Origin of the sequence: Microbacterium trichothecenolyticum (genome assembly GCF_000956465.1) — a bacterium.
In the GTDB taxonomy this organism is placed as follows: Bacteria; Actinomycetota; Actinomycetes; order Actinomycetales; family Microbacteriaceae; genus Microbacterium; species Microbacterium trichothecenolyticum.
On the sequence record NZ_JYJA01000032.1, the window covers coordinates 42,528 to 67,771 of the forward strand.

At 71.0% G+C, this 25,244-nt stretch carries 24 protein-coding genes; 13 read left to right on the forward strand and 11 right to left on the reverse strand.

Annotation, left to right across the window (positions count from 1 at the left end; genetic code table 11):
• Positions 1-2: 2 nt before the first annotated feature.
• Positions 3-1,433 (reverse strand): serine/threonine-protein kinase, encoded by a 1,431-nt coding sequence (locus RS82_RS07875; protein WP_045298056.1) that lies wholly within the window; start codon positions 1,431-1,433, stop codon positions 3-5.
• A gap of 198 nt (positions 1,434-1,631) precedes the next feature.
• The gene (locus RS82_RS07880; RefSeq protein WP_045298058.1) at positions 1,632-2,294 is read right to left on the reverse strand and encodes a fasciclin domain-containing protein; all 663 of its coding nucleotides are present in this window, start codon (positions 2,292-2,294) and stop codon (positions 1,632-1,634) included.
• A gap of 345 nt (positions 2,295-2,639) precedes the next feature.
• Here RS82_RS07880 and sigK point away from each other — a divergent pair, with 345 nt between their 5' ends.
• From sigK to RS82_RS07910, 6 genes are all read left to right on the forward strand, one after another.
• Positions 2,640-3,242 (forward strand): ECF RNA polymerase sigma factor SigK, encoded by a 603-nt coding sequence (gene sigK, locus RS82_RS07885; protein ID WP_211255888.1) that lies wholly within the window; start codon positions 2,640-2,642, stop codon positions 3,240-3,242.
• Positions 3,242-4,075: an anti-sigma factor gene (locus RS82_RS07890; protein ID WP_045298060.1), complete on the forward strand. Its 834-nt coding sequence runs from the start codon at positions 3,242-3,244 to the stop codon at positions 4,073-4,075. The genes sigK and RS82_RS07890 overlap by 1 nt, the downstream gene beginning before the upstream one ends.
• A gap of 168 nt (positions 4,076-4,243) precedes the next feature.
• Positions 4,244-4,591, forward strand: a complete 348-nt coding sequence (locus RS82_RS07895) for a helix-turn-helix transcriptional regulator (RefSeq protein ID WP_045298308.1) — start codon at positions 4,244-4,246, stop codon at positions 4,589-4,591.
• 59 nt (positions 4,592-4,650) lie between these two features.
• Entirely contained in the window at positions 4,651-5,058 is a 408-nt protein-coding gene (locus RS82_RS07900; RefSeq protein ID WP_045298062.1) for a VOC family protein, read from the forward strand.
• 83 nt (positions 5,059-5,141) lie between these two features.
• Positions 5,142-5,780 carry a hypothetical protein gene (locus RS82_RS07905; protein ID WP_045298311.1) on the forward strand — a complete coding sequence of 213 codons (639 nt, stop codon included), beginning with the start codon at positions 5,142-5,144 and terminating at the stop codon, positions 5,778-5,780.
• 275 nt (positions 5,781-6,055) lie between these two features.
• Complete coding sequence (locus tag RS82_RS07910) at positions 6,056-6,943, forward strand: aminodeoxychorismate lyase (RefSeq protein WP_045298064.1); 888 nt, start codon at positions 6,056-6,058, stop codon at positions 6,941-6,943.
• Between the two features lie 9 nt (positions 6,944-6,952).
• Here RS82_RS07910 and RS82_RS07915 read toward each other — a convergent pair whose 3' ends face one another.
• Entirely contained in the window at positions 6,953-7,405 is a 453-nt protein-coding gene (locus tag RS82_RS07915; protein ID WP_157005481.1) for a hypothetical protein, read from the reverse strand.
• A gap of 69 nt (positions 7,406-7,474) precedes the next feature.
• Between RS82_RS07915 and RS82_RS07920 the strand changes: the two genes are divergently transcribed.
• Positions 7,475-8,023, forward strand: coding sequence for a TetR/AcrR family transcriptional regulator (locus tag RS82_RS07920; RefSeq protein WP_045298069.1), 549 nt, complete (start codon positions 7,475-7,477; stop codon positions 8,021-8,023).
• A gap of 50 nt (positions 8,024-8,073) precedes the next feature.
• On the opposite strand, the gene pstB is transcribed toward RS82_RS07920, so the two are convergent.
• The 4 genes from pstB to RS82_RS07940 form a co-directional block, all read right to left on the reverse strand.
• A complete protein-coding gene (gene pstB / locus RS82_RS07925) occupies positions 8,074-8,853 on the reverse strand; it encodes a phosphate ABC transporter ATP-binding protein PstB (RefSeq protein WP_045298071.1) in 780 nt (259 codons plus the stop codon).
• Positions 8,854-8,884: 31 nt separating this feature from the next.
• Positions 8,885-9,994, reverse strand: coding sequence for a phosphate ABC transporter permease PstA (gene pstA, locus RS82_RS07930; RefSeq protein ID WP_084695522.1), 1,110 nt, complete (start codon positions 9,992-9,994; stop codon positions 8,885-8,887).
• A 1-nt stretch (position 9,995) separates the two neighbouring features.
• Positions 9,996-10,940, reverse strand: coding sequence for a phosphate ABC transporter permease subunit PstC (gene pstC / locus RS82_RS07935; protein WP_045298075.1), 945 nt, complete (start codon positions 10,938-10,940; stop codon positions 9,996-9,998).
• Between the two features lie 71 nt (positions 10,941-11,011).
• Complete coding sequence (locus RS82_RS07940; RefSeq protein WP_045298077.1) at positions 11,012-12,124, reverse strand: phosphate ABC transporter substrate-binding protein PstS; 1,113 nt, start codon at positions 12,122-12,124, stop codon at positions 11,012-11,014.
• Between the two features lie 239 nt (positions 12,125-12,363).
• Here RS82_RS07940 and RS82_RS20670 point away from each other — a divergent pair, with 239 nt between their 5' ends.
• The 3 genes from RS82_RS20670 to RS82_RS07955 are packed head-to-tail and all read left to right on the forward strand — an operon-like array spanning position 12,364 to position 18,492.
• Positions 12,364-13,215 (forward strand): hypothetical protein, encoded by an 852-nt coding sequence (locus RS82_RS20670; RefSeq protein WP_052676743.1) that lies wholly within the window; start codon positions 12,364-12,366, stop codon positions 13,213-13,215.
• Position 13,216: 1 nt separating this feature from the next.
• The gene (locus tag RS82_RS07950; RefSeq protein ID WP_045298079.1) at positions 13,217-17,161 is read left to right on the forward strand and encodes a Pls/PosA family non-ribosomal peptide synthetase; all 3,945 of its coding nucleotides are present in this window, start codon (positions 13,217-13,219) and stop codon (positions 17,159-17,161) included.
• Complete coding sequence (locus RS82_RS07955) at positions 17,158-18,492, forward strand: M1 family metallopeptidase (protein WP_045298318.1); 1,335 nt, start codon at positions 17,158-17,160, stop codon at positions 18,490-18,492. The genes RS82_RS07950 and RS82_RS07955 overlap by 4 nt, the downstream gene beginning before the upstream one ends.
• Here the strand turns inward: RS82_RS07955 and RS82_RS07960 are convergent.
• From RS82_RS07960 to RS82_RS07975, 4 genes are all read right to left on the reverse strand, one after another.
• Entirely contained in the window at positions 18,467-19,009 is a 543-nt protein-coding gene (locus tag RS82_RS07960) for a hypothetical protein (RefSeq protein WP_045298082.1), read from the reverse strand. The genes RS82_RS07955 and RS82_RS07960 overlap by 26 nt on opposite strands.
• Positions 19,009-19,947 carry an NUDIX hydrolase gene (locus tag RS82_RS07965; RefSeq protein ID WP_045298085.1) on the reverse strand — a complete coding sequence of 313 codons (939 nt, stop codon included), beginning with the start codon at positions 19,945-19,947 and terminating at the stop codon, positions 19,009-19,011. The genes RS82_RS07960 and RS82_RS07965 overlap by 1 nt, the downstream gene beginning before the upstream one ends.
• Positions 19,944-22,106 carry an RNA degradosome polyphosphate kinase gene (locus RS82_RS07970; protein ID WP_045298086.1) on the reverse strand — a complete coding sequence of 721 codons (2,163 nt, stop codon included), beginning with the start codon at positions 22,104-22,106 and terminating at the stop codon, positions 19,944-19,946. The genes RS82_RS07965 and RS82_RS07970 overlap by 4 nt, the downstream gene beginning before the upstream one ends.
• Positions 22,107-22,258: 152 nt before the next feature.
• Positions 22,259-22,957, reverse strand: a complete 699-nt coding sequence (locus RS82_RS07975) for a response regulator transcription factor (protein ID WP_045298087.1) — start codon at positions 22,955-22,957, stop codon at positions 22,259-22,261.
• Between the two features lie 142 nt (positions 22,958-23,099).
• Here RS82_RS07975 and RS82_RS07980 point away from each other — a divergent pair, with 142 nt between their 5' ends.
• The 3 genes from RS82_RS07980 to ygfZ all read left to right on the forward strand — a co-directional run bounded on the left by RS82_RS07980 (position 23,100) and on the right by ygfZ (position 25,243).
• Positions 23,100-23,399 carry a hypothetical protein gene (locus RS82_RS07980; RefSeq protein WP_045298320.1) on the forward strand — a complete coding sequence of 100 codons (300 nt, stop codon included), beginning with the start codon at positions 23,100-23,102 and terminating at the stop codon, positions 23,397-23,399.
• A gap of 135 nt (positions 23,400-23,534) precedes the next feature.
• On the forward strand, positions 23,535-24,137 hold the full coding sequence (locus tag RS82_RS07990) for a heme-binding beta-barrel domain-containing protein (protein ID WP_045298098.1): 603 nt from the start codon (positions 23,535-23,537) through the stop codon (positions 24,135-24,137).
• Positions 24,137-25,243 (forward strand): CAF17-like 4Fe-4S cluster assembly/insertion protein YgfZ, encoded by a 1,107-nt coding sequence (ygfZ, locus tag RS82_RS07995; RefSeq protein ID WP_045298100.1) that lies wholly within the window; start codon positions 24,137-24,139, stop codon positions 25,241-25,243. Before RS82_RS07990 ends, ygfZ begins: the two co-directional genes overlap by 1 nt.
• Position 25,244 lies beyond the last annotated feature (1 nt).

Below are 25,244 nucleotides of genomic sequence, written 5' to 3' on the forward strand. Positions count from 1 at the left end.
GGTCAGCGGTTCCCGTTGCCGTTTCCGTTCCCGCTGTTGCTGCCGGGGCCGCTGCCATTCCCGTTCCCATTGCCGTTGCCGTTGTTGTTGCCGGGTCCGCTGTTGTCGCTCCCGCCTCCACCGGTGTCCGCCGGCGGCGCCACGTCGGGAGTGACCTCCTCGGCGGGCGCGTTCGCCGGTGCTTCCTCGACCGGAGCGTTCTCCGTCGGTGCCGGGGAAACCTGCTCGACGGGGGAAGTCGGCGCGGGCTCGGGTTCCGCAGCCCAGCTGTTCGCCAGCCAGAGCGTGCCGAGGGCGATCCCGATCGCAAGGAGCGCCGCGAGCACTGCGCCGATCAGCAGCGTCCGACGCGAGGGACGACGCTCGTCGTCCCGGACAGTGGGGAGGACCGGTGCCGGTGCGGCAGCATCCGTCCCCTCGGCAATCCTCAGACGGGCCACCGACATGCGGGCATCGCGGCGCAGCGCTCCGGGCGCGACGGGAGGCGATGCGGGTGCCGGCTGGGGAAAGACCTGAGTGGGGCCCGTGGCGATCGTGGCGATCGGCGCGGTCGACGGGTCGGCGTTCTCGCGGGCGATGGTGTTCTCCATCGCTGCCAGGCGTGACGCCGTGGCGACGATCTCGAGCGCCGTCGGCCGATCGTCGGGGCGGATCGCGGTCATCCCGCGCAGCAGACCCTGCCATGCCGGATGGAGGGACTCCGGGATCCTCGGCGCCGCCGACAGTCGCGCCATGACCGTGCCGATGCCCTCGGCCTCCCCGAACGGGCGCTCGCCCGTCAGCGCCTCGATGAGCAGCAGACCGAAGGCATAGATGTCGGCGGGTGGCGCCGGCGCGACACCTCGAGCCTGCTCCGGCGCGACATACGCCATCGTGCCCACGATGACGCCCGGGGTGGTCACCCGGGCCGAGTCCATCAGGTAGGCGATGCCGAAATCGGCGAGCTTCGCGCGCCACTCCCACCCGGGCCGCGGCGAGGACCACAGGAGCACGTTGGAAGGCTTGATGTCGCGGTGCACGACCCCGTGGTCGTGTGCCACGTGGAGCCCTTCCGCGATGTCGATCGCGATCGAGGCGACCACGCGGGGATCGACGGGTCCTCGTGCGATCAGGTCGCGCAGCGTGATGCCGTCGACGAGTTCCATGACCAGATAGCTGCTCTCATCCGTGCCGACCCGGGCATCGAACACGGTGACGAGCGAATGATGGCTGAGGGAGGCGAGGAGCGTCGTCTCGGACAGGGCGCGCTCGACGGAGCCGATGGCGTCGGTCGGCTCACGGAACACCTTCACGGCGACGGCACGCTGCAGATGGGTGTCGTCGGCGCGATACACCCGCGCCATGCCGCCTTCTCCGATGCGTTCCCGCAGCAGGTAGCGCCCGTCCAAGAGCTCGCCGGTGGCGATCTCTCCGGACGCGAGCAGGTCAGTCACATGTCCTCCCACCCGTTGCGCGCACCCCTCCGGCGCCGCATCGGGCCTTGTTCCACGGTACGGACTGCCCTCCTCGCCGACTGAGGGGTTGACGAGCCTCCCCCGACGTGCAAGCGCGTGCAGCGCGGCCGCCGGCGCACCTCGCAGCGCCGGCGGCCGCGCCGCCCCCCACATGGCCGGCGTGACGCCGGCGTTCGGTCACTGAGCCGGAGGCATCAGGACCGCGTCGATGAGGTACACGGTGGCGTTGGCGGTCTGCACGCCGCCGCAGATCACGTTGGCGTCATTGACCTTCCACATGTCGCCCTCGCCCGTGACCTCGAGGTCGGACCCCTGCACCGTGGTGTGCGTGCCCGCGATGTCCGCCGGCTCGATCCGTCCCGGGACCACGTGGTACGTGAGGATCGACGTCAGCGTCGCGCTGTCGGTCTTCAGCGACTCGATGGTGGCGGGGTCGATCTTCGCGAACGCGTCGTCCACCGGCGCGAACACGGTGAACTCGTCGCCGTTCAGGGTGTCGACGAGGTTCACGTCGGGATTGAGCTGCCCGCTCACGGCGGCGGTGAGCGTCGTCAGCATCGGATTGTTGGATGCCGCGACCGCGACCGGATCCGCCGACATGCCCTCGATCGATCCGTCGCCATCCGGCACGGCCTCGGCGTACGCCGCGCAGCCGGGTCCGACGAGGTCGGCGGCGGGATCGGCCGTCATGGGCTCCTCGCTGGCCTCCATGGACGGGGTCGAAGGTTCGGTCGTGGGTGCTGCGGTCGATCCGCCCATCGAACAGGCGGAAAGCGCGAAGGTCGCGGCGACGGCGAGCATGAGCCCTGCCGACACACGCTTCCGGGTGATGCGAGACATGTCTTCCTCCTCAGTGCGGTCCTCGGACCGCGGTCTGTGCGTGTCCCCGGTGCGGGGAGCGTGCCGCAGAAGCGGCTACACGGACTGTTCGGAGGGCTCGCCGCATCGGATTGCAGATCCGACGAGAACGGATGCTGCCGCCCGGGGCCGAGGCATCCGGTTCTCGTCGTGGCAATCCGAATGCGAACCCGGTGCGAACAACTCACGACGCTTGACGGCTCGCTGGCACCGGGTGCAGGGGCGGCCGCCGTTCATGTTCTCGACGTCGGGACGCCGCCGGGCGTGGAAGTGTACTCGTTCACCCGCGGGCGAGGCCACGGCGGGGCGGAGGGGGGTGCGTAAGGCATGCTGGTGGACATGGTGATCGACGGGATCGACGTGCCGGACGACGGCACGAAGCCCGTCGACCGCGTCGCACAGCTTCTCGAGCGCACCGCGGGCGGGGACCAGGTCGCCTTCGCCCGCCTCTACGATCTGCTGTCCCCCCGGGTGTTCGGTCTGATCCTGCGCGTTCTCGTCGATCGCGCGCAGAGCGAGGAGGTGCTGCAGGAGGTCTTCCTCGAGGTGTGGCAATCCGCTGCGCGGTTCGCTCCGAACAGAGGGCAGGGAAGATCGTGGGTGCTGACGATCGCGCACCGCCGGGCCGTCGACCGCGTGAGGTCGTCGCAGGCGAGCACGGATCGCGACGTGCGCGCGGGCTTCCGAGACCTCGACGTCGCCCACGACGGGGTCGCGGAGCAGGTCGAGCTCCGCATCGAGGGGGAGAAGGTGGCGGCGGCGCTGTCGGGGCTTCCCGACGCCCAGCGGGAGGCGCTCACCCTCGCGTATTACGGGGGTTACAGTCAGAGCGAGATCGCCGCCCTGGTGGGGGCGCCGCTGGGGACGATCAAGACGAGGATGCGGGACGGCCTGTCGCGCCTCCGGGCCGAGATGGGGGTGGCCGCGTGATGGACGAGCAGGAGTTCGCCGAGCTCGCCGCAGGCGCCGCGCTGAACGCGCTGTCGCCTGACGACCGCGCGGCCTTCGAGGCGGCGCGCCGCGAGCACCCCGAATGGGAGCACTGGATCGACACGGATGCCGCCACCGCCGCGGCGCTCGCCGACACCGTCTCCGACGCCGTGCCTCCGCTCACTCTGCGCTCCACGCTGCTCTCGCGGATCGCGACGACTCCGCAGCTGCCCGCGATGGACGCGGCTGTGGCCGCGACGGCGGAGCCCGTGGACCGGTGGACGCCGGCCCCGCCGCCGGCACCGGAACGGCACGGAGACGAATCGCCCGTCGAGCCGCCCCCGCCGACGGCGGTGATCCAGGCGGTCTCGCGGCGTCGCTGGACGCGGGGCATCCTGGCGCTCGCCGCCTCCCTGGTGCTGCTCGTCGCACTAGGCCTCGGGGCCGTGCAGATCAACGAGTACATGACCCGGCCGCCGGAGGTCGTGGCGCTGCAGCAGATCGAGGACGCCCCCGATGCCCGGTCGGCGACGGTCGAGGTCGCGGACGGCGGGACGTCCACTGCGCACTGGGCGGAATCCGTCGGCAAGGTCGTGCTGGTGTCGCAGGGACTGCCGCAGATCGCGGACGACGAGAGCTTCGAGCTCTGGTTCGTGCGCGATGGCGCCGCGGTGCCCGCGGGGGTGTTCGAGCCGACGGACGGGACGACGACTGCGCTGCTCGAAGGAGCGATGGAAGCAGGCGACGTGATCGCCGTGACGATCGAGCCCCAGGGCGGCTCGCCCACGGGGGAGCCGTCGTCCGATCCCATCGTGACGATCCCCACGGCCTGACGCCGAAGACACGCGCCCGGTCGCCGAAACCCGGGTCGCCGAGGTCGTCGAAGCGCGGCGGGAGGCCGTCGATCCGGGTAGCGTGAGGCCGTGGCATCCGTCCCCCAGAGAACACAGACGGCACAGTCGACCCAGACTCTCGCGCACCTTCGCCGCGCGCGCGACCTCATGGACCGCGACTACGCGCAGCCCCTCGACGTGCCGACGATGGCGACGAAGGCCCTCATGTCGCCCGCCCACTTCTCGCGCGAGTTCAAGGCCGCGTACGGTGAGACGCCCTATGCGTACCTGATGACCCGGCGCATCGAGCGAGCCATGGCACTTCTGCGCGAGGGCATGTCGGTGACGGATGCCTGCACCGCCGTCGGCGCGACCTCCCTGGGCTCGTTCAGTTCGACGTTCACCGAGATCGTGGGTGAGACCCCGAGCTCGTACCGTTCGCGCCCGCACGACGCCGCCGAGGCGATGCCGCTCTGCGTCGCGAAGATCCTCACTCGCCCGACCCGCTACGCCTGAATCGGAACCGAGCAGGATCGGAGAAGCGTGCGGGGCGGCGTCGCCGTAGCGTGGCAGCCATGACGAACATCGCCCTGGCCTATAGCCCCATCACCGTCGACGACGTCGACGCCGCCATCCCCTTCTACCGCGACGGACTCGGCCTCGAGGTCGTGAATGACGTCGCCTACGACGGCCACCGCTGGGTGAGCTTCGGGTTCCCCGGGCAGCCCGGCCTCTCGCTCGTGGTCTCCGACCCGACCGCAGGCCGCTCGCCCGAGGACGGCGACGCGCTGCAGCGCCTCGTCGTGAAAGGCTCCGGCCCCGGACCCTACGTGTTCACCACGTCCGACCTCGACGCCACGTTCGAGAAACTGCGCGCCTTCGGCGCAGAGGTGCTGCAGGAGCCCAAGGAGCAGGGCTGGGGTCCGCGCGACGCCGCATTCCGCGACCCGGCGGGCAACCACATCCGCATCAACCAGGTCTGAGACAGGCGCGAGACGTGTGCCTGCCCTGGGCCGCCGCCGTGCAGCGCGAGCCCGTGCTCGTGGCGGCGAGTAGCCTGGACGGAATGAGCGACTCGTCCAGGGAGTTCCACAAGCCCGTCCGCCGACCGGCCGAACTCTTCGACCGGGTGTTCCCCGCCGAGGACCCGGCCGAGGTCTCCCGCGTCGCGCACACGACCGCGCACGCCCTGCTCGCCCGCGTTCGGGCCGACCCCGACGGCACCGTCGTGGATCGGCTCGTCGCCTTCACCGACGAGCACGGCATCGACGACCTCGCGGAGCTGTGGTCGCGGTCGCCCGCGAAGACGCTTCCGGGCGCCTTGTGGCGGCTGTACCTGGTGCAGCTCATGATCCACGACGACCCGCGCACGGCCGCGCTCCTGTACGAGCGCGGCCGTGCCGAGCTCCGCTCCGCCGACGACGTGGTGGCGGGCGCGCCGTCCCCCGCGGGGCCGGAGGAACTCGTCTCGCTGGTCGACACCATCCTGCGCGGGCTCTTCGAGGGCGACTTCGCCGTGGCCCTCGAAAGGGCGGCCGCGTTCTGCCGGGTGCAGGCCGCCGGCGCGACGCACGTCGCCGACGACTACGAAGCGACCGAGCCCGACCGCGCATCGGCCTTCACCACGCGCGCCCTGCGGCTGTCGGACTACGCCGCCGACCTCACGGCCTGCGCCGCCCTCTGGCGCCGCGACGCCCTCAGCTGAGCGGCTCCGGCGTCGCCTGCCCCGTCAGCTCGTCGACCCCGAGAATCCATCTGGAGGACCAGACCGCGGGGATCACCCAAGGTCTCGTCCTCCAGATGGATTCTCGCGGAGAAGACGGACCGGGTCCGGGCATGAAAGAGCCGGGCCGCAGAACGCCTCTCGGCGCGGCGCCGCTCGAAGCGGCAAATTTTGGAGCCCGGGGTTACTGCGGCCCGGCCGATCCAGTGTAACCGAGTCCGACGGCGCGGCATTCCCGAACGCCTAAGCTCAGGGGCATGGCCCTGCGTTTCGCGCTCGTGATCGAGCCCGCGGCATCCGATGATCCGCGTCCGGTCTTCTCCGACTCGTTCCGCGTGATCGACCCGTCCGCCCCGGCCCTCAGCGTCGGCGAGCTGAGCACCCAGCGCGGCGACGGCATCTTCGAGTCGATCGGCGTCGTCGACGGCCACGCGCAGGAGACCGAGGCACACCTCGAACGGCTCGCGCACTCCGCGCAGATCTGCGACCTCCCCGCCCCGAACCTCGAGCAGTGGCGTCAGGCCGTCGCCGTCGCCGCGCAGCACTCGCCGAGCGAGGGGGAGGGCGTCATCAAGCTCATCCTGAGCCGCGGCGTCGAGCACGGTCCGGCCCCCACCGCGTGGGTGACCGCGACGGCCGCCGCTGACAACTCGATCGCCCGCGAGAAGGGGATCCGGGTCGTCACGCTGGACCGCGGCTACGGCATCGACACCCCCGCCCGTGCGCCGTGGCTGCTCCTGGGAGCGAAGACCCTGTCGTACGCCGTCAACATGGCCGCGATCCGCGAGGCGAAGCGGCGAGGCGCCGACGACGCCGTATTCGTCACGTCCGACGGCTTCGTGCTCGAGGCGCCCACGGCGTCGCTCATCCTCCGAATCGGCGGCCGCTTCGTCACCCCGGCGCCCAACGGCGGCATCCTCCACGGCACGACGCAGCTGAGCCTGTTCGCCCACCTCGAAGCGCAGGGGCACGAGACGGGCTACGAGGTGCTCCCGACGAGCGCGCTCGGCGAGGCGGATGCCGCGTGGCTGGTGTCCAGCGTGCGGCTCGCCGCTCCGATCACGGCGATCGACGACATCGAGGTGCCGTCGGACGCGGAGCTCACTGCATCCTTCAACCGGTATCTGCTGAGTCCGCGCGACTGAGCCCTGAGCTCACCTCGTCACGCCCGACATGTCGCGGCGCGCGCGAGCGATCATGCCGCGCGCGAGCAGCGCGAGACCCGCGCGCAAGGGCAGCGACGCCAGGCGGCCGCCAGCGCCTTTGAAACGCATCGCCGCGACCACGCGCACGAGCGAACTCTTCTCGTCGACGCCCACCCCGACGCGCACGTCGAGGCGACGCGCGTTCACCGCGACCAGCGCCTCGTCGCCCTCGACACGGGTCACGGCCAGGCTGTCGCAGCGCGCGGGGCGGCGTCGCAGGGCCGCGAGACCGGCCAGCGAGAGCGCGATCCAGCGGGGGAGGGCCGACGTCGACAGGAGGTTGCGCGCCCACGCCGACGGATCGGCCGAGGCGTGCGCCGGGAGCACGTCGACCCACACCTGGGTGTAGTCGGGATCCGCGATGTCGACCAGGGCGAGCGACCAGAAGGCGGGTTCTCTCATGCGAAGCTCCTCCGCGACCATACGCCGACGTATGGTCCTGCGAAGAAAACTATACGGTACCGTACGGACATGGCAAGGTTCACTCGAGCGGACTGGGTCGACGCGGCGTACCGGCGGTTCAGCGACGACGGGATCCGCGCGGTCGCCGTCGAGCCGACCGCGCGGGAGCTCGGCACGACGAAGGGTTCGTTCTATTGGCACTTCGCCGACCGGCAGGCGCTCGTCGATGCGGTGCTCGAGACGTGGCGCGACCGCGAAACCGAGGCGCTCATCGCCGAGGTCGAGATGATCTCCGATCCGCAGTCCCGCCTCGCCGCGCTGCTCGAGATCATCGCTCACCGCACGGGGGAGCGCTCGGGCGAGCGGACGCTCTACGCCGATGCCGCCGCGGCCGACGTGCGCGACATCGTCGAAGCCGTCACCGAGCGGCGGGTGTCGTACCTCACCGGTCTGCTCGAGGCATCCGGTGTCCCCGGTCGCGAGGCACGACGGCGCGCGGTCATCGTCGTCTCGGCCGTCATCGGGTACCAGCAGCTCGTGTCGAGCGGATGGGATGCCGCCGCAGACCCGCGCCCGCTGGTGGAGACGCTCTTCGCCCTGGCGACGGCCCCCGTCTGACGACGAAGCCCCTCGGCGTGCGGGGAGGGGCTTCGTGGAGTCGGACGGGCTTATCCGAAGCGGCCCGAGACGTAGTCCTCGGTGGCCTGGACGGAAGGCGTCGTGAAGATCGTCTTGGTCTCGTCGTACTCGATGAGCTTGCCCGGCTTGCCGGTGCCGGCGATGTTGAAGAACGCCGTCTTGTCGGAGACGCGCGAGGCCTGCTGCATGTTGTGCGTGACGATGACGACCGTGTAGTCGTTCTTCAGCTCGCCGATCAGCTCCTCGATGGCGTAGGTCGAGATCGGGTCGAGCGCAGAGCACGGCTCGTCCATGAGGATGACCTCCGGCGAGACGGCGATCGCGCGCGCGATGCACAGACGCTGCTGCTGGCCGCCCGACAGACCCGAGCCGGGCTTGTCGAGACGGTCCTTGACCTCGTTCCAGAGGTTGGCGCCCTGGAGCGACTTCTCGACGAGCGCCTCGGAGTCGGACTTCGACATCTTCTTGTTGTTGAGCTTCACGCCCGCGAGCACGTTCTCCTTGATGGACATCGTGGGGAACGGGTTGGGGCGCTGGAAGACCATGCCGACCTGTCGGCGCACGAGCACCGGGTCGACGTTGGCGCCGTACAGGTTGTCGCCGTCGAGCAGCACCTCACCCTCGACGCGGGCGCCGGGGATCACTTCATGCATGCGGTTCAAGGTGCGCAGGAACGTCGACTTGCCGCAGCCCGAGGGACCGATGAAGGCCGTGACGCTACGCGGCTCGATGTCGAGCGAGACGCCTTCGACGGCCAGGAAGTCGCTGTAGTAGACGTTGAGGTCGTTGACTTCGATGCTCTTGGACATGGTTCCTGTCGATTCTTTCGGGTGAGGATGCTCAGCGGCCGAGCTTCGGCGAGAAGACCTTCGCGACGACGCGCGCGATGAGGTTGAGGAGCATCACAAGGACGATGAGGATGAACGCGGCGGCCCAGGCGCGGTCGATGTAGGCCTGCGCCGGGATGCCCTGGTTCATGTACTGCGAGTACGCGAACACGGGAAGCGTCATCATGCGGCCCTCGAAGAGGTTGTAGTTCATCGAGGTGGCGACGCCCGCCGTCAGCAGCAGCGGCGCGGTCTCGCCGATGACGCGCGAGATGGAGAGCATGACGCCTGTCGTGATGCCGGCGATCGAGGTGGGCAGCACGACCTTCGAGATCGTGCGCCACTTCGGCACGCCGAGCGCGTACGACGCCTCGCGCAGCTCGTTCGGGACGAGTCGCAGCATCTCCTCGGTGGAGCGGACGACCACCGGGATCATCAGCACCGACAGGGCGATGGAGCCCATGATGCCCATGCGGATGCCGGGACCGAAGATCAGGGCGAAGACCGCGTATGCGAACAGACCGGCGACGATCGACGGGATGCCCGTCATGACGTCGACGAGGAACGTGATGCCGCGGCTCAGACGCCCGCCGCGCCCGTACTCGACGAGGTAGATGGCGGTGAAGATGCCGATCGGGATCGAGATGACGGCCGCCGCGAGCGTGATGAGCACGGTGCCGACGATGGCGTGCAGCGCACCGCCGCCTTCGCCGACCACGTTGCGCATGGATGACGTGAAGAACTCGGCCGACAGGCCCGCGACGCCGTTGACGACGACGGTGATGGCCACCGACACGAGCGGGACCATCGCGATGAGGAACGCGATCGTCACCACACCGGTCACGAGGCGGTCGACGCCCTTGCGGCGACCCTCGACGAGCGACGAGATCACCGTGATCAGCACCAGGTACAGGAGCCCCGCCACCACGGCCCACCCGGCCAGGTTGAAGCCCTCGCCGGATCCCATCGCGATGATCGCGAACAGCATGCCGGCGGCCACGAGGCTGCCGACGAGGATGGCCCACGGCGCCCAGACGGGAAGGTGGCCGCTGGTCAGGCGGGGCGTCTCGCGCACCGGTGCAGCCGTCTGCGGAGGCTGAGGAGGAGCGGTCGTCACGGTCATGTCAGTTCGCTCCCGAGAATTCCTTGCGCCGGCTGACGATCCATCGGGCGATGGCGTTGACGGCGAAGGTGACGATGAAGAGGATGAGGCCCGTCGCGATGAGGACGTTGATGTTGAGGCCGTAGGCCTCGGGGAACGTCAGCGCGATGTTGGCGGGGATCGTGCCGGGGTTCTCGGAGGTGAAGAGCTGGAAGGTGACGACGTTGGCCACCGAGAGCACCATGGCGACCGCCATCGTCTCTCCGAGCGCGCGGCCGAGGCCGAGCATGGAGGCCGACACGATGCCGCTGCGGCCGAAGGGGAACACGGCCATGCGGACCATCTCCCAGCGCGTCGCACCGAGGGCGAGGGCGGCCTCCTCGTGAAGGACCGGCGTCTGCAGGAAGATCTCGCGGCAGATGGCCGTGATGATGGGCACCACCATGACCGCGAGGACGATCGCGGCGGTGAAGATCGTGCGGCCCGTGCTCGAGACGGTGCCGCTGAAGAGGGGGAACCACCCCATGTTGGCGTTGAGCCAGGCGTATACCGGCTGCACGGCCGGGGCGAGCACCAGGATGCCCCAGAGGCCGAAGACGACAGAGGGCACCGCCGCGAGCAGGTCGACGATGTAGCCGAGACCCTGCGCGAGGCGGCGAGGTGCGTAGTGCGAGATGAAGAGGGCGACCGCCACCGCGAGGGGTACGGCCATCAGCAGCGCCAGGAACGATGCCCACACGGTGCCGAACGCGAGCGGCCAGACGTACTCCCAGAAGCTCCCGGTGAGGATGCTGGCGGTCTCGTTCGTGGCGGTGAGGCCCGGGATCGACTGGATGATGAGGAAGATCGCGACGGCGGCGAGCGTGACGAGGATCATCACCCCGGCGCCGAGCGCGGTTCCCGAGAACCAGCGGTCGCCTGGCCGCTGCTTGACCTTGCCCGTCGCGGGGGCGGTCGTCGTGGTCATGGTGTCCTTCTGGAATCGGGTCTCAGGGTGATACCCGGCCCGGTCGTGCGGCCGGGCCGGGTATCGGGGTATTACTCGACGACGATCAGGTCGATCGCGGCGTTGACCTGCTCGCGCAGCGTGTCGGAGATCGGCGCGTTGCCGGCGGCGGCGGCGGCCGCGTCCTGGCCCTCGGCGCTGGCCACGTACTGCAGGTAGCCCTTGACGATCGGCGCGACAGCCGCGTCAGCGTACTCCTGGCACGCGATCATGTAGCTGACGAGTACGATCGGGTACACGCCGGCGGCGTCCGAGGTGCGCTCGAGTGCGATCGCGAGGTCTCCCTCGCCACGGCCCTCTTCGAACGGCGACTCGTCGACGATCGCGGCAGCGGCCTCGGGCGAGTACTCGACGAACTCGTCGCCGACCTGGATGGCGGCGGTCGACAGGCCCTCTTCGGCGGCGCGCGACGCGTCGGCGTAGCCGATGGTGCCGTTGCCGCCAGCGACGGCCGAGACGACACCCGAGGTGCCCTGCGCGGCCTCGCCGCTGGAGAGCGGCCACACGCCGTCGGGCTCGTACGTCCACACGTCGCCGGCGGTCTGGAAGAGGTAGTCGGTGAAGTTCTCGGTGGTGCCCGAGTCGTCCGCGCGGTGCACCGGCGTCACGGCCAGGTCGGGGAGCGTCGCGTCGGGGTTGAGCGCGGCGATCGCCGGGTCGTTCCAGTTGGTGATCGTGCCGGCGAACAGGCCCGCAGCGGTCGCGGCGTCGAGGTTGAGCGAGTCCACGCCCTCGACGTTGAAGATGATCGCGATCGGCGAGATGTAGGTCGGGAGCTCGATGATGCCCGAGCCGTCGACGCACGAGTCGAACGGGCCCGCCTCGATCTCCTCGACCTTGAACGCGCGGTCGGAGCCCGCGAACGGGAAGGCGCCGGCCTGGAAGGACTCGCGGCCCGCGCCCGAGCCGGACGGGTCGTAGTTGATGGTGACGTCGGGGTTCGCCGTCTGGAAGCCGGCGGTCCAGGCCTGGACCGCGACCTCCTGCGACGACGCGCCGCCGCCCGAGATCTCGCCGGAGAGGTCCGACGCGGCCGTGGTCTCGTCGGTGGTGCCGCCGGGGGTCTCGTTCGAGGCGCAGCCGGCGAGAGCGAGAGCCGCGACTGCGGCGACAGCGCCCACCTGGGCGATGCGAGAGATCTTCACTGTGTGAATCCTTCACGTGTCAGGGAAACAGGCCGAAACGGCCTTCGGGTTCGAACCCGGTGCGGGGTTCGCTCTGAAACGTAGGCTCGGACTCTTAAGAGACTGCGCTGTGCGGGTGAACGGAAGGTGAACGGGATGCCGACATCCATGCATCGGCATTGACACACCGGCGGGCATTCCCGCGGAATTCCGCGACACGACGCTCCGGCCGTTCACCGGCGCCCGCTAAGGTTCCTCGCATGAGCAAGACCACCAAAGCACAGCGCAAGGCGTTCGACGCGATCGACGATGCGGAGTCCGCGGCGAAGAAGGCCCGCCGGGTCGCCAAGACCCTCCCGGCCAAGAGCGCGAAGAAGCTGCGCGAGGTCGCGGCCGAGACCGTCGACCGCGTCGACGTGTCGAAGAAGGTCATCCGCAAGAACCCGCGCAAGGTGGCGAAGAAGGCGCACCGCGCCGAGGACCGCGTGCGCAAGGCCACCCGAGCCGCGGTCGCGAAGGCCGAGAAGAAGGCGCGCCTGCGCGCGGAGGCCGACCGGGCCGCCGCCGAAGCGGCGAGAGCTGCCGAAGAGGCCAAGTCGCGCGCGGCAGAGGCGAAGGCGCTCAAGAAGGCGGCCGCCAAGGCCGAGCGCGCCGCCGCCGAAGCCGAGCAGGAGGCGCTCGAGGCCGACCGCGCCCTCGAGGCCGAGCTCACCTCCGATGCGGCGGACCCGGATGCTGCCGCCACCGCGGGGCCGGAGTCCGCGGCCGCGGAAGCCGTCGCAGCGGAAGCTCCCCCCGTGGGAGAGGCATCGGCGGCAGGAGAGGCGCCCGCTGCCGCGGCGCCGAAGGCGCCCGCGAAGCGCACCACGACCCGCACTCGCACCCCGCGTGCGAAGGAGCCTGCGACCAAGCCGACCCCTGCCGCTGCAGCTGAGCCCACGCGGCCGGAGGCTCGGCGCGACGCGCCGGCGACGCGTGGAGGGGCCGTGGGGACCGGCTCGTCCGATCTCGAGACGCTCACCGTCGCGCAGCTGCGAGAGCGCGCCCGCGTCGCGGGCCGGACCGGCTACTCGCGGCTCACCAAGGCCGAGCTGATCACCCTGCTGTCCTGACGTGAGCTCGATCGATTCGCCCCCGGCCGTGACGGCTCCGCTGGATCGCATCGACGCGGCACCGGAGCCGCGCACGCTGCTCGACATCCTCCGCGCCACCGTGCAGCGCACGCCGGAGGCCTCCGCACTCGACGACGGCTCGGGGGCGCTCAGCTATCGCGAGCTCATGGCGCGCGTGGGTCGTACTGCCGCGCTGCTGCACGAGGCGGGCGTCCGCCGCGGCGACCGGGTCGGCGTGCGGATGCCCTCCGGCTCGAAGGAGTTGTACATCTCGATTCTCGGCGTGATCGCCGCCGGCGCGGCGTATGTGCCGGTCGACGCTGACGACTCCGACGAGCGGGCACGGCTCGTGTTCGGGGAGGCGCACGTCCACGGCGTGATCGGCGAGGGCGGCGCGTACGTGCCTGCCGGCGCGGCCGACGATGAGCCCGCCGCACTGTTCGGCGGCGCCGCGCCGCATCCGAGCACGCACGCGATCGTCACCGTGCCGCCCCCGACGATCGACGACGACGCCTGGATCATCTTCACCTCGGGGTCGACGGGGGTGCCGAAAGGTGTGGCTGTGTCCCACCGCTCCGCCGCCGCGTTCGTCGACGCCGAGGCGCGTCTCTTCCTCCAGGATGCGCCGCTCGGCCCGGGCGACCGCGTCCTGGCGGGCCTCTCGGTGGCCTTCGACGCCTCGTGCGAGGAGATGTGGCTCGCGTGGCGCCACGGCGCATGCCTCGTACCCGCGCCGCGCTCGCTGGTGCGGTCGGGCGAGGACCTGGCGCCGTGGCTCATCCGGCAGGCGATCACGGCGGTCTCGACCGTGCCGACGCTCGCCGCGATGTGGCCGGCCGACGCGATCGAGAACGTGCGCCTGCTCATCTTCGGCGGCGAGGCCTGCCCGCCCGAGCTCGTCGCGCGGCTCGTCGCCGACGGCCGCGAGGTCTGGAACACGTACGGCCCGACCGAGGCCACCGTCGTCGCGTGCGCGGCGCTCCTCGACGGCGAGGGACCGGTGCGCATCGGCCTCCCGCTCGACGGCTGGGCGCTGGCCGTCGTCGACGGCGACGACCGTCAGGTCGAGCCGGGCGGGGTGGGCGAGCTGATCATCGGCGGCGTGGGGCTCGCCCGCTACCTCGACCCGATCAAGGACCTCGAGAAGTACGCGCCGATGCCGACTCTGGGGTGGGACCGGGCGTACCGCTCCGGCGACCTCGTGCGCTACGAGCCGCAGGGTCTGCTCTTCCAGGGCCGTGCCGACGACCAGGTCAAGGTCGGCGGGCGCCGCATCGAGCTCGGCGAGGTCGAGAACGCCTTGCAGGAGCTGCCGGGCGTGACCGCCGCGAGCGCTGCCGTGCGCACGAGCGACGCAGGGGTCCCGGTGCTCGTGGGATACCTCGTCGTCGACGGCGAGCTCGACCGCGCCGCCGCGCGCGGCCACCTCGCCGCGCGCCTGGCCGCGGGCGTCATGCCGCTGCTCGCCGTGGTGCCCGACCTTCCCGTGCGGACCTCCGGCAAGGTCGACCGCGCCGCGCTGCCGTGGCCGCTGCCCGACCTCGACATCCCCCGCGCCGACCTGACCCCCGACGAGGCGTGGCTCGCGGATCAATGGCAGGCGGTGCTCGGCCTCCCTGTCCCGGATCGCAAGGCCGACTTCTTCGACCTCGGTGGCGGTTCGCTCGCCGCGGCGCAGCTGGTCTCCCGCATCCGTGCGCGCGTCCCCGATTTCTCGGTCGCGGACATCTATGACGTGCCGCGCCTCGGGGCGATGGCCAAGGCGCTGCAGCCGTTCCTCTCGCGAGAAGAGGCGGGGGATTTCCGGATGCCGGAGCCCACTCCGCGCGCCACGCAGTGGGTGCAGTCGATCCTCGGCGCCCCGCTGTTCATCCTCTCGGGCGTCCGCTGGCTTCTCTATCTGCTGACCGCCGGGGCCATCCTCCGGCTGTTTCCCGGATTCGAGGCGCTGCCCTCTGCGCCGTGGTGGCTGCTCATCATCGGCCTCGTGCTCTTCGCCACGCCGTTCGGCCGCATGGCGATCGCCGCAGCATCCGCTCGGCTTCTCCTGGCGGGACTGCGTCCCGGGGACTACCCGCGCGGCGGCTCGGTGCACCTGAGGCTCTGGCTCGCGGAGCAGATCTCGGATCAGGTCGACGCCGTGGGGCTGGCCGGCGCACCCTGGGTCTCGTACTACGCGCGCGCCCTCGGCGCCCGCATCGGCACGGACGTCGACATGCACACGCTTCCGCCGATCACCGGCATGCTGAAGGTCGGAGATCGCGCCTCGATCGAGCCGGAGGTCGACCTCAGCGGCTACTGGATCGACGGCGACCTCGTGCGCATCGGCGAGGTGCGCATCGGCGCCGACGCCACCGTCGGCACGCGCAGCACCCTCGCGCCCGGCACGCGGATCGGCCAGCGCGCTGAGATCGCGCCCGGCTCCGCCGTCTTCGGCCGGGTGCGCGCGAACCAGTCGTGGGCCGGCTCGCCCGCCGTGCGCGTCGGCGGCACGACCGAGGGCTGGCCGGCCGAGCGCCCGCCCGCGGCGCGACGCTGGCTGTGGGCGTACGCGGTCTCGGCTGTTGCGCTGGGGCTCCTGCCCATCGTCAGCTTCGCGGCGGGGGCTGTGGTGCTCGCGCTGGGGATGCGCGGCGCCGCCGACCTGGGCGTCGCGCTCGGCGCGGCCTTCGTGTGGCTCGTGCCGGCGGTCCTGGTGACCGGATTCGTCTACGCCGGCGCCGTCGTGCTGGGCGTCCGGCTCGCCGCGATCGGGCTCCGCGAGGGCACGCACGCCGTGCGCAGCCGGATCGGGTGGCAGGCCTGGACGACGGAGCGCCTGCTCGACTCGGCCCGTACGGTTCTGTTCCCGCTGTACTCGAGCCTGTTCACGCCGGTATGGCTGCGGCTGCTGGGCGCGCGGGTCGGACACGACGTCGAAGCATCCACCGTCCTGCTCATCCCGGCGATGGCGCGTATCGAGGACGGTGCGTTCCTCGCCGACGACACGATGGTCGCGTCGTACGAGATGCACGGCGGCTGGCTGCGACTGGGCGAGGTGCGTATCGGCAAGCGCGCCTTCCTCGGCAACTCCGGCATGGCTTCGCCCGGTCACACGGTGCCCAAGGACGGCTTGGTCGCGGTGCTGTCGGCCGCACCGGTCAAGGCCAAGGCCGGCTCCTCCTGGCTCGGCTCGCCCGCGACGCGTCTGCGCCGCCAGCCGAACGAGAGCGACGCGAGCCGCACCTACAACCCTCCGACCTCGCTGCGGGTCGCGCGGTCGCTGTGGGAGATCTGCCGGTTCATCCCCGTCGTCGTCACGTGCGGCCTCGGCCTGCTCGTGCTCTTCGCGCTGGCCGCGCTCGTCGACACCGTCGGTCCTTGGATCACGCTCCTGCTGTCGGGCTTCGTGCTCCTGGCCGCGGGCGCGGTCGCCGCGGCCATCTCGACCGCCGCGAAGTGGCTTTTCGTCGGGCCGATCCGCGCGGGGGAGCAGCCGCTGTGGTCGAGCTTCGTCTGGCGCACCGAGGTGTCGGACACCTTCACCGAGATGCTCGCGGCCCCGTGGTTCGCGCGCGCCGCCGCCGGCACACCCGCGCTCGCCGTGTGGCTGCGCAGCCTCGGCGCCCGCATCGGGCGCGGCGTGTGGTGCGAGAGCTACTGGCTGCCCGAGCCCGACCTCGTGACGCTCGGCGAGGCATCCACGGTCAACCGCGGGTGCGTCGTGCAGACGCACCTGTTCCATGATCGAATCATGAGCATGGACACCGTCGAACTCGAACCCGGTGCGACGCTCGGACCGCACAGCGTGATCCTTCCTGCCGCGTCGATCGGCGCCCACGCGACCGTCGGCCCGGCGTCGCTCGTGATGCGCGGCGAGAGCGTGCCCGTCGGCTCCCGTTGGAGCGGCAACCCGATCGGACCGTGGCGCGCGGTCACGGTGCGCGCGTACCAGTCGACGTCGTGATCGGCCCCGATGCGTACACGCCGCGCAGCGGCGACGCCTCGTTCGACGTCGTGTCGTACGACCTCGACCTGCGCTACCGCGTGCACACGAACCGGCTCGAGGGCACCGCGCTCGTCAACGCGGTCGCGACCCAGCGGACGCGCTCGGTGCGACTCGACCTGATCGGCCTGCGCGCGTCGCGGGTCCGGGTGGACGGCGACGCGCGGACGAAGTTCGCACAGGATGCCTCGGCCCTGCGCATCACGCCCCCCCAGGCGCTGGAGGCGGGAGAGGAGTTCTCCATCGAGGTGCGCTATGCCGGTGCGCCGAGGCCGCGGCGCTCGCGGTGGGGCACGATCGGGTGGGAGGAGCTGGAGGACGGCGTGCTCGTCGCGTCCCAGCCGGTCGGCGCGCCGACCTGGTTCCCCTGCAACGACCGCCCCGACGACCGGGCGAAGTTCCGCATCGCGATCACCACGGATCCGGACTACACCGTCGCGGCGACCGGCGTCCCGCAGCCGCCGGTGCGCACCGGCGGGCTCACCCGCTGGGAGTTCGTGTCGGAGGTGCCGACGGCGACCTACCTCGCTGCCGTCCACATCGGCCCGTACCGCGAGAGCGCGATCGGCCCCGTGCGGCTGATGGCTCCGGCGCCGCTCGTGACCGCTGCCCGGCGGTGGTTCTCCGACGTGCCCCGCATCCTCGACTGCTTCGAGGAGGCGTTCGGGCCGTACCCGCAGGAGGGCTGCACGGTCGTCGTCACCGCGGACCCCCTCGAGATCCCGCTCGAGGCGCAGGGACTCGTCGTGTTCGGTGCCAACCACTTCGAGCCCGAAGCCGCGCGCCTGGTGCCGCATGAGATCGCCCACCAGTGGTTCGGCAACAGCGTGGGCGTCGAGCGGTGGCACGACATCTGGCTCAACGAAGGCTTCGCGTGCTTCGCCGAGTGGCTGTGGTCCGAGGCGTCGGGCAGCGCCGACATCGCGACCCTCGCCGACCAGCACCATGCGCGCCTCCAGGTGCTGCCGCAGGACCTCGTCATCTCGGACCCGGGCCCCGCGCTCATGTTCGACGACCGCGTCTACAAGCGCGGCGCGCTCACGCTGGAGGCGCTGCGTCGCACGGTCGGGGCGGAGGTGTTCGCCGACCTCCTCCACACGTGGGTGCGCGAACACCGGCACGCACTCGCCACCACCGAGGCGTTCCGCGACTGCGTCGCCCGCACCGCCGGCCCGGCGGCGGTCGAGCTCCTCGCGGTGTGGCTCGACGCCGCGCCTCTCCCGCCGCTGCCGCCCCGCCCGCAGGCACCCGCGGTGCGACGGTGGCTCAGACTCCCGGGCTCGCGGGACTGAGGAGCGCGACGCTCACGAGGATGCCCGGCGGCCCGGCCGCATCCCATCCCGCGTAGACCTCACCGCCGGGGACGGTCGCCGTCCAGGCGCTCGCGGCCCACGCCACCCCCACCGTCGAGGGCTCCACGCGGAGTCCCCGGCCGTCGGCCTTCAGTGCGGCCTCGATGCGGATCCACTCCCGCACGCTCGCCTCGCCGTCGCCGAGCACGCCTGACATACCGGCCGCGTCGCGGCGCGCATCGTGCTCGGGCTCGGCGTCGACGCCGAGCGCCGCAGCCTCCCGCGTCGCCGCCACAGCCGCGATCGCATACCCGCCCGCGTAGGTGACGCTGGCCAGGAACGGCGCGTGCGAGACGGTCACCGGGCCATGCGGCCCGCCGCAGCGGGGGCACGGATTGCTCAGTTCGGCGCCGGCGGGCAGCATCCCCCGCAGCAGACGCCACGCGTGCTCGCGCCGTGGCGCGCCGGGCGGCACCTCGGCCCACGCGATGTCGACGATCGACCGCGCGGAGGCCATCACACCTTCGGCTCGTGCGTCTCGATCGTGACGATGCCCGAGCCGGGGTTCTCCACCGACAGGTGCACCACCGAGAACGCGGCGGGCTCCAGGGCCGAGGCACTGCCGAGGTAGGAGCCGCGCAACGTGCCCGTCGCGAGGGCGAGCTCGCTGAGGATATCGGGGAGCACGGGCCCGTGGCTGCACAGCACCGCCGGCTTGCGCGAGCGCACCCGCTCGCCGATCACCGTTCGCGCATCGGACCTGCCGTCCTCCCACGCGTCCTGGCTGATGAGCTTGGTGGTGTCGATCTCCCGGCCGATCGCGGCCGACAGCGGGGCGACGGTCTTGACGCAGCGGGCGGCAGGGCTCGACACGATCCGCCGCACGCCGAAGGCGAGCAGCGGGCCGACGATCGACGTCGCCTGCTTGCGGCCGCGGGCGGCGAGCGGGCGCGCAGCATCCTTCCCCTGCCATTCCTCGCGGGTGACGGCTTTGGCGTGCCGCAGGGCGACGATGGGGAAGGTGCGCAGCACTCCCTCGTCGACGAGCCGCAGGAAGTGCTCCATGATCTCGGTGTCGACGGGGTAGCTGAGCCGCTTCAGCGCCTTCTTGGGAGAGACCCACTCGATGGCGGCGATCTCTTTGTTCGGCACGAACGCCGACGCGCGGATCGCGGCATCGGTCGCCTCGGCCGCCCAGTAGTGCACGATCTTGGTGCGCTTGCTCGGCAGCCGGTAGCGCGAGACTCCGACGGGCACGCCGAGGGCGACACGGATGCCGGTCTCTTCGTGGATCTCGCGGACCGCCGTCTCGGCGAGCATCTCGCCGGGGTCGACCTTGCCCTTGGGGAGCGTGACGTCGCGGTACTTGGTGCGGTGGATCAGGAGCACGCGCAGCTTGTCGTCGACGACACGCCAGACGACGCCCCCGGCCGCGTAGACGGCCGTCTCGGTCATCGCACCGCGCGTGCACGCCGGCGGCGCTGCACGTTGGTCATGGTCCGGTCCTGGAGATCGAGGAGCGGCTTTCCCTCCTCGCTCTGATTGTGCCGCACCCATTCGCCGTCGGGGCGGAGATGCCACGAGCTCGTCGTGTCGCTCATCGACAACGTGAAGAGGTCGTTCAGCTCCTTCACGTGGGCCGGCGATGTGACGCGCACCAGAGCTTCGACGCGGCGGTCGAGGTTGCGATGCATCATGTCGGCGCTGCCGATGTACACGACGGGGTCGCCGTCATTGTGGAAGGCGAAGATGCGCGAATGCTCCAGGTAGCGCCCGAGGATCGAACGCACCGTGATGTTCTCGCTCATGCCCTCGACGCCCGGCTTCAACGCGCAGATGCCGCGCACGCACACCTCGACCTTCACACCGGCCTGGCTGGCACGGTAGAGGGAGTCGATGATCTGCTCGTCGACCATCGAGTTGACCTTGATGCGCACGCTCGCGGGCTTGCCCGCCAGCGCATTGCGCCGCTCCTTGTCGATCAGGCGCAGCAGGCCCTTCCGCAGGTGCAGAGGGGCGACGAGGATCCGCTTGAACTTCTTCTCGATCGCGTAGCCGCTCAGCTCGTTGAACAGACGGGTGAGGTCGCGACCGACCTGGTCGTCGGCGGTGAAGAGCCCGAAGTCCTCGTAGATGCGGCTCGTCTTCGGGTTGTAGTTGCCCGTGCCGACGTGGCTGTAGCTGCGCAGCACGCCGCTCTCCTCGCGGATCACGAGCGCCAGCTTGCAGTGCGTCTTGAGGCCCACGAGGCCGTAGACGACGTGCACACCGGCCTTCTCCAGCTTGCGCGCCCACACGATGTTGTTGGCCTCGTCGAAGCGCGCCTTGATCTCGACGAGTGCGAGCACCTGCTTGCCGGCCTCTGCGGCATCGATGAGCGCCTCGACGATCGGGCTGTCACCCGACGTGCGATACAGGGTCTGCTTGATGGCGAGCACGTGCGGGTCTTTCGCCGCCTGCTCGAGGAAGGCCTGCACACTCGTCGCGAATGACTCGTACGGGTGGTGCACGAGCACGTCGCCCTTGCGGATCGAGGCGAAGATGTCGGGCCGCTCGTTGTTGTCGCCCGGCTGGAACGCCAGTGCCGTCGTCGGCAGATGCGGCTTGAAGCGAAGGTCGGGGCGATCGATGCGCAGGTCGAACAGTCCGCGCAGATCCAGCGGCCCGGGGAGGCGGTAGACCTCCTGCTCGGTGATGTCGAGTTCCTTGATGAGCAGGTCGAGCGTGACGTCGTCCATGTCGTCCGTGATCTCGAGGCGGATCGGCGGGCCGAACCGGCGGCGCAGCAGCTCGGCCTCGAGAGCCTGGATGAGGTTCTCGGTCTCGTCCTCCTCGATCACGACGTCCTCGTTGCGCGTGAGGCGGAAGGCATGGTGGTCGAGCACCTCCATACCGGGGAAGAGGTCGTCGAGGTGGTTGGAGATGAGGTCCTCGAGCGGCAGAAAGCGCAGGGTGCCGTCGACGGGCGGCAGCTCGACGAAGCGAGGGAGCATGGGCGGCACCTTGAGGCGCGCGAACTCCTGACGACCCGTCCGTGCGTTGCGGATGCGGATCGCGAGGTTCAGCGACAGCCCCGAGATATACGGGAACGGGTGCGCGGGATCCACCGCGAGCGGCATCAGGACCGGGAAGACCTGCGCCTGGAAGTAGTCGTACAGGCCCTCGCGCTCGGCGGCGTCGAGCGTGTCGTACGAGACCATCTGGATGCCGACATCCGCCATCGCCGGCTTCACGAGCGACGTCCAGACCTCGGCGTGACGCAGCTGCAGCCGGTGCGCCTCCGCCGAGATGTCGGAGAGGACCTCGGCCGGCGAGCGGCCGACGTTGGTCGGCAGGGCGAGGCCCGTCACGATGCGGCGCTTGAGGCCCGCGACGCGCACCATGAAGAACTCGTCGAGGTTGCTCGCGAAGATCGCGAGGAAGTTGGCGCGTTCGAGAAGCGGGAGGTTCGGGTCTTCGGCGAGCTCCAGCACGCGCTGGTTGAACGCGAGCCAGCTCAGCTCGCGATCCAGGTAGCGGTGGTCGGGAAGCTGCGAGTCGAAGACCTCGGAAAGGTCGAAGTCGTCGTCGTCCGCATCGCCCAGGCCGGCGTCGAGCACCTCGGGTTCGATCATCCCTTCATCATTGCAGGGTGACGTGACGAGAGTGTGAACGATCCCCACGCCTCCTCCACGCATCGCTTCGCGCTGCGCGGAGCCTCGGGCGCGCGGGCCCACCTCGACAGCCGTCCCTCGCACACTCGGTGAGGGGCGGTGTGCCGCCCCGGTCAGGCGTCGGTGCGCTCGCGGGGGGCGGGTTCGGGCTCGTCCTCGTAGACGTTGAACCGGTAGCCCACGTTCCGCACGGTGCCGATCAGCTGCTCCATGTCGCCGAGCTTGGCGCGCAGGCGCCGCACGTGCACGTCGACCGTGCGTGTTCCGCCGAAGTAGTCGTAGCCCCACACCTCGCTCAGCAGCTGCTCGCGGGTGAAGACGCGCGAGGGGTGCGTCGCGAAGAAGTGGAGGAGCTGGAACTCCTTGTACGTGAGGTCGAGCGGGCGACCGTGCACCTTGGCCGAGTACGACGACTCGTCGATAGTGATGCCCGAGGTCTGGATGCGCGTCGAGACCTGCTCGGCAGACTGACGGCCGACGGCGAGGCGGATGCGGGCGTCCACCTCGGCGGGGCCCGCCGTGAAGAGGATGACGTCGTCGACGCCCCAGTCGGGGGAGACGGCGGTCAGGCCGCCCTCGGTCACGATCAGCAGGAGCGGAGCGTCCAGGCCCGTCGTGTTGAGGATCTTGCACAGCGATTTGGCGCCGACGAGGTCGACACGGGCGTCGACGAAGATGATGTCGGCGCTCGGCGCGTTGACGAGCTGGGCGGGCTCAGCGGGGATCAGGCGCACGCGGTGGCTCAGCAGTTCGAGCGAGGGCAGGACGGGGCCGCCTCCGTGTGTGGAACTGAGAACCAGGAGCTGTGCCAATGGATCGCCTTCCCGGCGCAGGGGGGTGCGCCGCGAACCCCAGTGTAGGGCGTGGTGGAGGGGTACTCGATCCGCATGTCCTCCGTCGACACACCCATCACCCGCGCCGCAGCGCGTGCGCCGCGCGGGTTGTTGGGTGATGATGGGATGCGTGGCCGTGCCTGAACTCGCCCCTCGCCGCACACTCGGCGGCATCGTCGCCGTGTGGGTGCTCGCGGCCGTGATCGCCGTCGTCGTCGGAATCTTCGCGACGCCGGACTGGCGTGCGGCGTGGCTGGGCGTCGGACTGGGCGGATGCCTCATCGCCGGGTTCGCGACCCAGCTGTGGTCGGGCCGGTCCCAGGGGTTCACCGAGCGCGTCGCGGCGAGCGTCCTCGGCGCCGCCCTGGTGATGGGCGTCATCAGCCTGGGGTTCGGTCTTGCCGCCCTCGTTCCCGGCTAGACTCCCTCGTATGGATACCGTCGCGCTCGAACTGTTCTTCGTGGGCCTGCTCGGTCTGGCGTCTCTGGCGATCGTCTTCGTCTCCGCCGTCGTCGTCAAGAACCTCTACCGCGGCCAGCGCTGACGGGTCCGGTCGTGCTCGACATCCCGACCGACCTTCCGGCGGAGCTCGTCCCCCTGTCGTGGCTCATCGGAGTCTGGGAGGGCACCGGCGTCATCGACTACGGCGACCACGCCTACGCCGGCGAGTTCACGCACCGCGTGAGCTTCAGCCACGACGGCGGCGACTATCTCAACTACTCCGCGGACGCGTGGCTGCATGACGCAGAGGACCCCCAGAAGCGCACGCGCCTGGTGGCAGAACTCGGCTACTGGCGTCTCGCACTCACCGCGACCGACGCCGACGCCGGGCCGGGCCTGCTTCCCGCGCTCGCCGCGCCCGTCGTCCGCACCGCCGACGACATCGAACAGCTGCGCAACGCCGACGGCGGCTTCGACCTCGAGGCGGCCCTCGTGCACGCCGACGGCGTGAGCGAGCTCTATCTCGGCCAGATCAAGGGCCCGCGCATCGACATCGCGACCGACGCCGTCGTCAGGCCCGCCGGCGCGAAGTCGTACGCGGCTGCCACCCGCATGTACGGGCTCGTCGACGGCCACCTGCTGTGGGCATGGGACATCGCCGCGCTCGGCTTCGAACTCGGCGCGCACGCGTCGGCACGACTCGCGCGGGCGGAGTGATGACCGGCCCGTTCTCCGCTGTCCCCGGCGCCGTCGTCGACGACGCCGGGCTGCAGCACGTCGGCAATCCGCTCGCCGAGCAGCGCCGGCTCGCCGCCGGAGCCGCGCTCGCGCCCCGCGCCGACCGCGCGGTCATCGCCGTCCCCGGTGAGGACCGCCTGACCTGGCTGGACTCGCTGTCGTCGCAGGCGCTGACCAGACTCGACCCCGGCGTCGGCACGGAGCTGCTGATCCTCGACCCGCAAGGACACGTCGAGCACGCGGCATCCGTCGTCGATGACGCGGAGACGACCTGGCTCATCGCCGATCGCGCCGACGTCGAGGGACTGTACGACTGGCTGCGCAAGATGCGGTTCCGGCTGCGCGTCGACCCGCGGATCGCCGACGACGAGTACGCCGTGATCGGCGGCACCGCCGCCGCGCTCGAGCGCATCTCGCCCGCGGCACCCGCCGGGGTGCCGCTGGTGTGGCGCGACCCGTGGCCGTCGGTCACGCCGGGCGGTCACGCGTACGCGCCGGTCGACCCGCACCCCGGCGCCGATCGCGATTGGGCCGAGGCGATCGTGACACGCGCCGAGGAGGCGCGGATGGCGGATGCCGCGGCCCGCGGCGAGCTGGAGCTGGCAGGCCTGACCGCGGTCGACGCGCTGCGCGTCGCCGCGTGGCGCCCGCGCTGGACGACGGACGTCGACGAGCGGGCGCTGCCGCACGAGCTGGACTGGCTGCGAACTGCGGTGCACCTCGACAAGGGCTGCTACCGCGGGCAGGAGACCATCGCCAAGGTCCACAACCTCGGGCACCCGCCGCGGCGCCTCGTCGCGCTGCAGCTGGACGGGTCCGGCAGCGTGCTGCCCGAGCACGGCGCGGCCGTGCGGCTCGGTGACGACGCCGTCGGCATCGTGACGTCGGCGGCGCTGCACTACGAGGAAGGGCCGATCGCGCTCGCGGTCGTGCGTCGCACCACGCCCGTCGACGCCCCGCTGACGGTGGACACCGCCGACGGCCCAGTCGCCGCGGCGCAGGAGGTCGTGGTGCCGCCGGACGCCGGCGCCACGGCGAACGTGCCGCGCATCACCCGGCTGTCGCGCCGCGCGGCGGCCCAGTAGG